Raw genomic sequence first — 10,989 nt, 5'->3', positions numbered from 1 at the left:
CACCCACTTCGGCGGCGGTCCCGCGGAGGCCCTGGCCGGGCTCCCGGCCGGGGTCCCGGCCGCTCCCCTGGCCGCGACGGCCTCCACCACGCCGCAGGTCTACCCGGTCTATCCGGGCCCGAGCGACAAGCCCTCACCGAGCTGGGGGCCGGAGATGTCACCAAAACGCTGGCAATGATCATCGCTGGCCGGGTAGGTCCATGACATGACGACTTCCCGAACGGCGCCCCCCACGGTCACCCCGGGGCGGCGCCGCAGGTGGCGATATGTCGCGGGCGTCCTGGTGCTCGCGGTGCTGCTCGTGGTGGGCGGGCGGCTGGCGTGGAGCTGGCTCGATCCGCTCGGCGAGCAGCCCATCGACCGCAGCCAGCCCGTGCTCTTGCAGTCGATCAAGGACCTGAGCCGGTTCGAGGCGGCGACGGGCAACTTCCAGGTCGTCGTCGACCTGGAGAAGGACGCCAACTTCCTGCCCGACGCCGTCAAGGGCACCCGCACCCTGTTCGTGGGCGCCGGCTCGGTGGACGCCTACGTCGACTTCTCGGCGCTGGCCGCCGGCGCCGTGACGGTCAACGCCGACCGCACCGAGGTCACCGTCCGCCTGCCGCGCGCGCAGCTCGAGAAGCCGAACCTCGACAACCGGCGCTCCTACGTCTTCGCGCAGCAGCGCGGGCTGCTCGACCGGGTGTCCGACTTCCTGTCGTCCTCTCCGGGGGACCAGCGGGAGCTGTACGTGCTCGCGGAGAAGAAGATCGCCGAGGCGGCCACCTCCAGCGACCTGCGGTCCAGGGCCGACGCCAACACCAAGGCCATGCTGGAAGGGCTGCTGAAGTCGCTCGGGTTCACGAAGGTGACGGTGAAGTTCGCCGACGAGCCCTGACCCTCCGGCGCCGCCGGTGCGCGCGGTGGCGGCCAGGCCGATCTCGATCGGCTCGGTCATGGAAGAGGAGAGCTCCGGTCACAGCCCCCGGACGGGCACGCCGGTTAGCGTCATCCCACGCCCGCTCTCGTCCGCCCGCCTGCCCTCTCCGGCACCCCTTCGTCGGCACCCCAACGGCACCCCAACGGCGTCGTGCCGACGCCTTCCGTCGGTGTCCTCCGTCGGCGCGGAGTGGTGCGGCCGCGCGGTCGTCGGGCGGAGGCTCCGACGGCAGGGGAGGATCAGATGCACACAGATCAGGATGTCCGGCGAAGCGGGACGGGCGAGGTGCCCGCCGGGGGGCCACCAGCGGGCCGAGCTGGGTGGCGCTGGGCCTGGCTGGCGGCGGGGACACTGCTGTGGCTCCTCGCCGTCCACGGCCGCTTCGACGTCGCGGTGGCGGCCTGGCTGTCCCCCGTCTTCCTCCTGAGGTTCGCCCGGACCGGCCCGGCCCTCAACGGCCTGCTGATGGTGTGGGCGGCGTCCGCTCTTGCGGGGATGTTCTGGATGGTCGAGACCGCCATACCGATGACGGCGATCACCGTGCTGGGGGTCATCGCGCTGGGCACCCTGACCGTCGTGCCGTACGTCGTGGACCGGCTCGTCACACCGGCGGCGGGCACGGCCACGGCCCTGCTGCTGTTCCCCGCGGCGCTGGCGGCCTGCGAGTTCCTCATGACGGTCATCAGCCCGTTCGGCACCGCGTTCGGCGTGCCGGCCGCGACGCAGCATGACAACCTGGCCCTGCTCCAGGTCGTGTCGGTGACCGGTCCCTACGGCGTGGGCTTCCTCATCGGCTGGTTCGCCACGGTGGCGAACCACGTCTGGGAGAGCAGGGTCTGGGAGAACAGGACCCGGGAGAACAGGGTCTGGGAGAACCGGCGCAGGGCGCGCACCGTGGTGGGCTCCTTCTCCGCCGTGCTCCTGCTCCTGCTGCTGGCGGGCGGGGCGCGGCTCGCGTTCTTCGCGCCGGACGGCGACACCGTACGGGCCGCGGGCATCAGCCCGGACACCTCGGTCACCCGGGAGCTGCGCGGCGTGATCGGCGAGGACTCCACCCCCCAGAAGGTGGCGGGACAGGACCAGGCGGCCGTGAGGGCCGCCTTCGGCAAGGTCAACGCCAACCTGCTGGCCCGGACGCGGGAGGCGGCGCAGGCGGGCGCGGAGATCGTGATGTGGTCCGAGCAGGCGGCCGGAGTCCTGGCCGCCGACGAGCGGGCCTTCCTGAGCCAGGTGGCCGCCGTCGCCCGCGAGAACGGCGTCTACCTCCAGGCCGCCGTGTCCCTCTTACTGCCGCAGGCCCCGTACGCCGCCAACCACACGTACATGTTCGACCCCACCGGCAGGCAGGTCTGGGTCTACGACAAGGCCCACCCCATCCCCGGGCTGGAGGCGTACCCACCCGGCGACGGCGTGGTGCCCGTCACCCCGACGCCCTACGGGCGGCTGGCCACGGTGATCTGCTTCGACGCCGACTTCCCGGAGTTGATGCGCGTGGACGCGGACATCATGATCGTGCCCGCCCGTGACTGGGCGGAGATCGGCCCGGTGCACAGCCAGAAGGCGAACCTGCGCTCGATCGAGAACGGGTACGCGATGATCCGGCAGGGCGAGTTCGGCGTGTCGGGGGCCTTCGACCCGCAGGGCCGGGTCCTCGCCGCGCACGACTACGGGGGCGCGGACCGGCACGTGGTGTTCTCCGACGTGCCCACGCGCGGAACCACCACCGTCTACCGCGTGGTCGGCGACGCCTTCGCCTGGCTGTGCCTGGCCGGCACGGCCGCCGCGATCGTCGTCTCGGTCCACCGGCGGCGCTCCCGCCGCGGCGACTCCCGGCGGGCCGGGTAGGCCGCTTATCCGCCAGCGGCGAGTCCGATGACGCGCCGCTGGTGCGCCCGGCTCAGCCCCTCACCGTGAGGGCGTGCCGGTCGCGGTACTCGCCCGGTGGGCTGCCGACCCAGCGCGTGAAGGCACGCCGGAACGCGCTGGGCTCGGAGAACCCGAGCCGGTGGGAGATCTCGTCGATGGACTCCCTGCCGCGCTGCAGGCTGGCGACGGCGATGTCGCGGAGGAGCTCCTCCCGGATCTCGTGGAACGTGGTGCCCTCCTGCCGCAGGAGGCGGCGCATGTGCTGGGCGCTGATCGACAGCCGGGCGGCCACGTCGTCGGCGCGCGCCCAGTTGCTCATGTCGCCGCGTTCGAGGACATTGCGCACCCGGTCGGCGGTCGTCGTGCCGTAGTCGCGCTGGTGGATCAGATCGGTCGGCGACCGGCGGAGGTAGTGCAGCAGTTCCCGCTCCTCCCGCACGACGGGGGCGGCGAGATGGCGGGCGTCGAAGGAGATCGACGCCACGGGAGCGTCGAAGGACGGCGTCCTGCCGAAGATCGGCGCGTATTCGGCGCTGTAGTGGGGCTCGGGGAAGGGCAGCTCCAGCCCCGAGATCGGGATCCGCTGCGCGACGAGCCACGCCGGGAACCGGTGCACGAGGGCGAGCATGATCTCGGTGGCGAGCGGCCGTACTTCGACGGCCGGCTCGGCGGCTATCTCGATCCGGCAACCGGAGCCGTCCACGACGAGACGGCTGCGCGTGTAGCCGGTGGTGATCGACGCGAACTCGACCAGGCGCCCGAGCGCGGTCCGCAGGTCCGGCGCGTGGATCAGCCCGAGCGAGATCATCCGGAACGTGCCCGGGGGGACCGGCCGCGGCCCGAGCCGGAGCAGCTCGTCGCCGGTGAGCCGCCACAGGACCCGCATCACCCTGATCGTCTGCTCGCAGCTGACGTGGGAGGCGTTCGGCCGTGTCAGGGCGGGCCACAGCGATGGGTCGCGCAGCGCGCGACGGACGTCGATCCCGGCTGTCTCGGTGGAGGCGATGGCCGCGCGGAGGAACTGGACCGCAACGCCGTTCGTGGACATAGCACACTTCCCTTGCCGTGCCGCCGACGGTAGCAGACGCCCGCGACGCCGCCCAAGGCGCGAGCACTTCGGTCACGCATCCTGCGAGGTTGGGTCGTCCAGCTGGAGAGGCCCCCCGAATTAGATTCTCCGCACAGCCCCGATCCACCCGGTATGAAACAGAGGAACGAGCATGGGCGCACCGTCGGAGACGAGAATCCCGCCGCTGCACGCACTGAGGGTGCTCGTGCGGGCGGGGGTGCTGAACCCGTGGAAGCCTGGCCGGCTGCTGCGGCTCAAGCGCGATGCCGACCGGTGGGGTCCGATGCCCGCCGCGATCAAGGCCGCCGTCGCCGACGACCCCGACCGCGTCGGTCTCGTGGACGACCTCGGCGAGATGACCTACCGCGAGCTGGACACGCGCACGGACGCGATCGCCGCCGCCTGGTCGGCGAGAGGGATCGGGCCGGAGGCCGTCATCGGGCTGATGGGCCGCAACAACCGCGCCGCCGTCGAGACCGTCCTCGCCGCGGCCAAGCTCGGCGCGACGCTGGTCATGCTCAACTCCGGCTTCGGCGGGCCGCAGCTCCGGGAGGTGGTCGCCCGCGAGGGCGTCACGGTGCTGGTCCACGACGCCGAGTTCGCCGGTCTGGTCCCGGGGCTCCACGGCCTGGCGCTGTACGAGGGGCTCCGGGCGGGTGACGGCGCCGCGACCGCCACGACGCTGGACGAGCTCGTGGCCGAAGGAAGGGGCGCGAGCCCGCCGGAGCCGGCCCAGCCTGGAGCGATCATCCTGCTCACCGCGGGGACGACGGGCCTGCCCAAGGGCGCTCCGCGCAGGGTGAGGTCCACCGACGGGGTCGTCCAGTTGCTGGACCGGATCCCGCTCCGGGTCCGCGAGAGCACGTACGTGGCCGTCCCGCTGTTCCACGCGATCGGCCTGTTCCACATGATGACGGCCTTCAGCTTCGGCTCACGGGTGGTCCTGAGCAACCGGTTCGACGCGCGGCACGCCCTGGAGCTCATGGAGCGGCACCGGTGCACGGCCGTCGTCGCCGTGCCGACGATGCTCAAGCGCATCCTCGACCTGGGCGAGGAGGAGATCAGGCGGCACGACCTGTCGGCGCTGCGGATCTTCTTCAGCGGCGGCTCCCTGCTGTCCGAGCGGCTCTCGGCGCGGGCCGCGGAGGTGCTGGGCGACGTGATGTACAACATGTACGGCTCGACCGAGGTCTCGGTGTGCACCGTCGCCACGCCGGAGGACCTCAGGATCTCCCCCGGTTCCGCCGGGAAGCCGCCCGTCGGCGTCGTCGTCCGCCTGCTCGACGCCGAGGACCGCGTCATCTCCGCGCCCGGCACGACCGGCGCGATCCACGTCGCCACGAGGCTCAGCTTCTCCGGCTACACCGACGGCGGGAACAAGCGGGTCGTGGACGGGATGATGTCCACCGGCGACGTCGGCCACTTCGACGCGCACGGCAATCTCTTCGTGGACGGCCGCGAGGACGACATGATCGTCTCCGGCGGCGAGAACGTCTACCCCCGCGAGGTCGAGGATCTCCTGCTCACCCGCGACGACGTCGCCGAGGTCTGCGTGTGCGGGGTGCCCGACGAGGAGTACGGGCAGCGGCTGGCAGCCCACGTCGTCCCGCGGCCGGGCGCGTCGCCGGCCGCCGAGGAGATCCGGGCGTTCGTGAAGGCGAACCTGGCCCGCCACAAGGTGCCGCGCGACGTCGTGTTCCATCCCCGCCTCCCCCGCAACGCGATGGGCAAGGTCCTTCGGTCGGAGCTGATATCCGACCCCAATGTCAGGAAAGGGTGAGACTTGTCCGAGCATCACTTCGACAGAGCCCGCGTCGGGCGCTGGAGCGACGAGATCACGTTCCCGGTGGACCGGGAGCGGACCGTCGCCTACGCCGAGGCGACCAACGACCCGATAGCCCGGCACCTGAAGGGAGCCGTCGCGCCGCCGGTCTTCGCGGTCGTGCCCGTCTTCACCGAACTGGCCGCGACCACGCTGGCCGCCGTCCCGGACGAGCTCACGATGCGCATCCTCCACGGCGAGCAGGACTTCCGGTTCCACCGGCCGATCGTGCCCGGCGAGACGCTGCGCTGCCGCGCCAGGGTGGCCGGGATCCACGGCAAGTCCTCCGGGGTCGTGGTGACCACGGTCGCGCAGACGCGGGACGAGCAGGGCGAGCCCGTCAACGAGCAGTACTTCGCCGCCTTCTTCCGGGGCGGCGCCTGGCCCCACGAGGTGGGCACGCCGCCCCCGCCGCACCGCTTCGACGAGGCCCTGCGTGAGCGGGCGCCCGACTTCACGGTGCGCCAGAGATTCGACGACGACCAGACCTTCCGGTACGCGGGCCCGTCGGGCGACACCATGCCGATCCACCTCGACGACGAGATCGCCAGGAGGGCGGGCCTGCCCGGCATCATCGTCCACGGCCTGTGCACCATGGCGTTCACCTCGCACGCGATCCTGTCGCGGGTGGCGCCGGAGGCCCCCGAGCGGCTCAGGCGCCTCGCCGTCCGGTTCAGCGCCCCGGCACGGCCCGGCCAGGCGATGACGACCTCGATCTGGCGGTCGGGAGCCCGGGACGGGCTCGACGGCTACGCCTTCGAGAGCACCGGCGACGAGGGCACCCCCTTGATCAAGGACGGCCTCGCCGAGGTCGCGCGTGCCTGAGCCACGGACCACAGGACCCAGGGAGAGGCCATGAGCAGCGGTAACAGGGTGTTCGTCGTCGGCGTCGGCATGACGAAGTTCGAGAAACCCGGTCGCCGGGCGAACTGGGACTACCCCGACATGGCTCGCGAGTCGGGAACGCTCGCGCTGCGCGACGCGGGCATCGGCTTCAAGCAGATCGACGAGGTCTACGTCGGCTATGTCTACGGCGACTCGACGGCCGGCCAGCGGGCGGTCTACGAGCTGGGCATGACGGGCGTCCCGATCGTCAACGTCAACAACAACTGCTCCACGGGCTCGACGGCGCTGTACCAGGCCGTGCGCGCCGTACGGGGCGGCCTGGCGGGCTGCGCGCTGGCCCTGGGCTTCGAGAAGATGCGCCCCGGCTCGCTGGGCAACGTCTTCGAGGACCGCGAGCAGCCGCTGGCGCGGCACACCCGGGCGCTCGCGGAGCTGGTGGAGCCGGCCTTCCCGATGACGGCGTGGATGTTCGGGGCCGCGGGCGTCGAGCACATGAAGGAGTACGGCTCCACGCCGGAGCACTTCGCCAGGATCGCCGAGAAGAACCACCGCCACTCCGTCGCCAACCCCTACGCCCAGTTCCAGGAGGAGTACCCGCTGGAGCGGATCCGGGCGGAGAAGATGATCTACGAGCCGATGCTGCTCACCCGCCCCCAGTGCTCGCCCACCTCCGACGGCTCCAGCGCGGTGGTCGTGGCGGGCGAGGACTTCGTCGACCGGCACGGCCTGGCCGGCCAGGCGGTCGAGGTCGTCGGGCAGGCGCTGGTCACCGACCTGCCCTCCACGTTCGAGTCGAGGACGGCACGGGACATCGTGGGCGCCGACATGAGCGCCGTCGCCGCGCGAGCCGTGTACGAGCAGGCCGGGCTCGGCCCCGGCGACGTCGACGTCATCGAGCTGCACGACTGCTTCTCGCCCAACGAGCTGCTCACCTACGAGGCCCTCGGGCTGGCGCCGGTCGGCGAGGGGCACACGCTCGTGGACGCGGGGGACACCACCTACGGAGGCAGGTGGGTGGTCAACCCGTCCGGCGGGCTCATCTCCAAGGGGCACCCGCTGGGCGCCACCGGGCTCGCCCAGTGCACCGAGCTCACCTGGCAACTGCGCGGCACCGCCGGCGCGAGACAGGTCGAGGGCGCCCGGGTCGCACTCCAGCACAACATCGGGCTCGGCGGGGCCGTGGTCGTGACCGCGTACCGGCCGGCCGAACGCTGACCCCATCCACCGAATCCACCAGAACAGGAGAGAGATGCCGATGAACGCCCTTGACGGCAAGGTCGCCATCATCACCGGCGCCGGCCGCGGGATCGGCCGGGCACACGCGCTGCGCTTCGCGGCCGAAGGAGCCGCCGTGGTCGTCAACGACCGCGGCACCGCCAACGACGGAAGCGGTGCCGACACCGGCCCCGCGCAGGACGTCGTGGAGGAGATCGTGGCGGCCGGCGGGCGCGCCGTGGCCAACACCGACGACATCTCGACGTGGGAGGGCGCGAGGAGGCTGGTCGGCCAGGCCGTCGAGGAGTTCGGCACGCTCGACGTCCTGGTGAACAACGCCGGCATCCTGCGCGACCGGTTCATCACGGGCATGGACGAGGGCGAGTGGGACGCCGTGATCGCGGTGCACCTCAAGGGCCACTTCGCGATGCTCAGGCACGCCGCCGACCACTGGAAGGCGCGGTCGAAGGCGGGCGTCGCGGTGCGGGCGTCGGTCGTCAACACCGCGTCGGCCTCGGGCACGTTCATGACGCTCCCGGGACAGGCCAACTACGGCTCGGCCAAGGCGGGCATCGCCGAGCTCACCCAGGTGGCCGCGGCCGAGCTCCAGCGGTACGGGGTGCGCGTCAACGCCATCGCGCCGGTCGCGCGCACCCGGCTGACCCTGGCGACCCCGGGCATGGGCGAGATGTTCGCCAAGGAGGTGCCGGACGGGGAGTTCGACACGCTCGCCCCGGAGAACGTCTCGCCCGTCGCGGTCTACCTCGCCGGCGACGCCTGCCCACTCACCGGCCGGGTGCTCGCGGTGCAGGGCGGCACGATCTCGGCCCTGGACAGGTGGCGGGTCGGCGAGACCGTCGAGACGGACGGGCCATGGGAGATCGACGACCTCCACAAGCGCCTCAGCGCGTGGGCGTAGGGGGCGTCGTGCGGCTCCACCGCTCACGCTGGATGGACGAGGAGCTCGACCTCCTCGCCGGCCTGGCCCGCGACTTCTTCCGCAAGGAGTGCCTCCCGCACGAGGAGCGCTGGGCCGGGCAGCAGCACGTGGACAGGGAGGTGTGGACCAAGGCCGGCGAGCTCGGCCTGCTGTGCGCGAGCATCCCGGCGCGGTACGGAGGCGGAGGCGGCACGTTCGCGCACGAGGCGGTCATCCTGGTCGAGCAGCATCGCGCGCTGGCCCCGAGCTGGGGCGGCCCGCTGCACAGCACAGTCGTCGCCCACTACGTCAACGCGTACGGCACCGAGGAGCAGCGGCACCGCTGGCTGCCCGGGATGGCGACCGCCGAGCTCGTCGGCGCCATCGCGATGACCGAGCCCGGCGCCGGCTCCGACCTGCGGGGCGTGCGCACGAGGGCGGTGCGCGACGGCGACGAGTACGTCATCACGGGTGCGAAGACGTTCATCTCGAACGGGCACCTGGCCGACTTCGTCATCGTCGTCGCCACGACCGACCCCGAAGCCGGCGCGCAGGGCATCTGCCTGTTCGGCGTCGAGACCGCCGGCCTGCCCGGGTTCCGGCGTGGCCGCAACCTCAACAAGATCGGCCAACACGGCCAGGACACCTGCGAGCTCTTCTTCGAGGAGGTGCGCGTTCCCGCCGCGAACCTGATCGGCGGGGTCGAGGGTCGCGGATTCGTCCAGCTCATGGAGCAGCTTCCGCAGGAACGCCTGTTCCTCGGGGTGATCGCGGCGGCGACCGTCGAGAAGGCGGTGCGGCTGGCGAGTGACTACGCCAAGGAGCGGACGGCGTTCGGCAAGCCGCTGATGGCCTTCCAGAACACGAGGTTCACGCTGGCCGAGTGCGACACGCTGGCGTCCGTCGCCTGGGCGTTCCTCGACGAGGCGATCGAGAGGCACCTCGCGGGCCGGCTCGACACCGTGGCGGCCTCGAAGGTGAAGTGGTGGCTCACCGAGCAGCAGTGCGCCGTCGTGGACCGGTGCCTGCAGGTGTTCGGCGGATACGGCTACATGGCCGAGTACCCGATCGCGCGACTCTACACCGACGCCCGGGTCCAGAAGATCTACGGGGGCACGAACGAGATCATGAAGGAGCTCATCGCGCGCTCCCTCTGACCGTCCCCGGCCCCGTCGCCGGTTGAAGACGCTGCTCAGCGGAAGGAAGTCAAACGCATGGGACCCCTGACCGGAGTCCGTGTCATCGAGATCGCGAGCCTCGCGCCCGCGCCGTTCGGCTGCATGCTGCTGGCCGACCTCGGCGCGGACGTGCTGCGCGTGGAGCGCCTGCGCGGCAGTCCCGGGTTCGCCCCGCCGCCCGGCCCGCTCGACCGCGGGCGGCGGAGCGTCGCGCTCGACCTGAAGACCCCGGACGGCGCGCGGGCCGTCCGCCGGCTGGCCCGCGACGCGGACGTGCTCGTGGAGGGCTTCCGGCCCGGGGTGGCCGAACGGCTCGGCATCGGCCCCGACGACCTGATGGCGGAGAACCCGCGGCTCGTCTACGGCCGGATGACCGGCTGGGGGCAGGAGGGGCCGCTCGCGCGGCGCGCCGGGCACGACATCAACTACATCGCCCTGGCCGGCGCGCTGGACCCCATCGGCCGCGCCGGCGAGCGCCCGCACGCGCCGCTCAACCTCCTCGGCGACTTCGCCGGCGGAGGAGCGTTCCTGGCCCTCGGGGTCGTCGCCGCGCTCTACGAGCGGGAGCGCTCGGGCCGGGGGCAGGTCGTGGACGCGGCCATGGTCGACGGGGCGTCCACGCTCATGTCGTTCCTGCACGGCATGCGCCGGGCCGGGATGTGGGACGGGCCGCGCGGGACCAACCTCCTCGACGGCGGCGCTCCCTTCTACGACACCTACGAGACCGCCGACGGCGGTCATGTCGCGGTCGGTGCCGTGGAGCCGGAGTTCTACGCGCTGCTGCTCGAACGGCTGGGCATCGACCCGGACACGGTGGGGCCCCAGCTCGACCCCACCGGGTGGCCGGGCACGAGGAAGCTGTTCGCCGAAGTCTTCAGGAGCCGCACGCGCGACGAGTGGGCGCGGGTCTTCGCCGACTCCGACGCGTGCGTGACGCCCGTGCTGTCCCTCTGGGAGGCGCACGAGCACCCGCACAACCGGGCCAGGAACGCCTTCGTCGAGATCGACGGGCTCGTCCAGCCCGCGCCGGCGCCGCGCTTCAGCCGCAGCGTCCCCGCCCGGCCCGCGGCGATGGACGCCGGCGGACGCGACGCCGCCCGCACCCTGGCCCGCTGGGGCCTGGACGCGGACGAGATCGCCGCCCTGCGCGCCACC

9 protein-coding genes are annotated in these 10,989 nt (G+C 72.3%); 8 read left to right on the top strand and 1 reads right to left on the bottom strand.

The window, feature by feature from the left end; genetic code table 11:
• Positions 1 to 205 precede the first annotated feature (205 nt).
• Both DAT37_RS12805 and DAT37_RS12800 read left to right on the top strand, forming a co-directional pair.
• Positions 206 to 877 carry a DUF4230 domain-containing protein gene (locus DAT37_RS12805; RefSeq protein WP_109524978.1) on the top strand — a complete coding sequence of 224 codons (672 nt, stop codon included), beginning with the start codon at positions 206 to 208 and terminating at the stop codon, positions 875 to 877.
• A 285-nt stretch (positions 878 to 1,162) separates the two neighbouring features.
• The gene (locus tag DAT37_RS12800; RefSeq protein ID WP_109524977.1) at positions 1,163 to 2,764 is read left to right on the top strand and encodes a nitrilase-related carbon-nitrogen hydrolase; all 1,602 of its coding nucleotides are present in this window, start codon (positions 1,163 to 1,165) and stop codon (positions 2,762 to 2,764) included.
• A gap of 52 nt (positions 2,765 to 2,816) precedes the next feature.
• Here DAT37_RS12800 and DAT37_RS12795 read toward each other — a convergent pair whose 3' ends face one another.
• Positions 2,817 to 3,833 (bottom strand): AraC family transcriptional regulator, encoded by a 1,017-nt coding sequence (locus DAT37_RS12795; protein ID WP_109524976.1) that lies wholly within the window; start codon positions 3,831 to 3,833, stop codon positions 2,817 to 2,819.
• 172 nt (positions 3,834 to 4,005) lie between these two features.
• Between DAT37_RS12795 and DAT37_RS12790 the strand changes: the two genes are divergently transcribed.
• From DAT37_RS12790 to DAT37_RS12765, 6 genes are all read left to right on the top strand, one after another.
• A complete protein-coding gene (locus tag DAT37_RS12790; RefSeq protein WP_109524975.1) occupies positions 4,006 to 5,634 on the top strand; it encodes an AMP-binding protein in 1,629 nt (542 codons plus the stop codon).
• A 3-nt stretch (positions 5,635 to 5,637) separates the two neighbouring features.
• Positions 5,638 to 6,501, top strand: a complete 864-nt coding sequence (locus DAT37_RS12785) for a MaoC/PaaZ C-terminal domain-containing protein (RefSeq protein WP_109524974.1) — start codon at positions 5,638 to 5,640, stop codon at positions 6,499 to 6,501.
• Positions 6,502 to 6,531: 30 nt separating this feature from the next.
• A complete protein-coding gene (locus DAT37_RS12780) occupies positions 6,532 to 7,737 on the top strand; it encodes a lipid-transfer protein (protein ID WP_109524973.1) in 1,206 nt (401 codons plus the stop codon).
• A gap of 40 nt (positions 7,738 to 7,777) precedes the next feature.
• Positions 7,778 to 8,656 (top strand): SDR family oxidoreductase, encoded by an 879-nt coding sequence (locus DAT37_RS12775; RefSeq protein WP_109524979.1) that lies wholly within the window; start codon positions 7,778 to 7,780, stop codon positions 8,654 to 8,656.
• A gap of 32 nt (positions 8,657 to 8,688) precedes the next feature.
• A complete protein-coding gene (locus tag DAT37_RS12770; protein ID WP_198654240.1) occupies positions 8,689 to 9,813 on the top strand; it encodes an acyl-CoA dehydrogenase family protein in 1,125 nt (374 codons plus the stop codon).
• A gap of 57 nt (positions 9,814 to 9,870) precedes the next feature.
• Positions 9,871 to 10,989, top strand: a 1,119-nt coding sequence (locus DAT37_RS12765; protein ID WP_109524971.1) for a CaiB/BaiF CoA transferase family protein, incomplete at its 3' end; no start/stop codon positions are given.

Origin of the sequence: Nocardia aurea, from assembly GCF_003123685.1 — a bacterium.
In the GTDB taxonomy this organism is placed as follows: Bacteria; Actinomycetota; Actinomycetes; order Mycobacteriales; family Mycobacteriaceae; genus Nocardia; species Nocardia aurea.
Note: the sequence above shows the minus strand (reverse complement) of the source record. Positions and strands in the feature narration are given on the sequence as shown.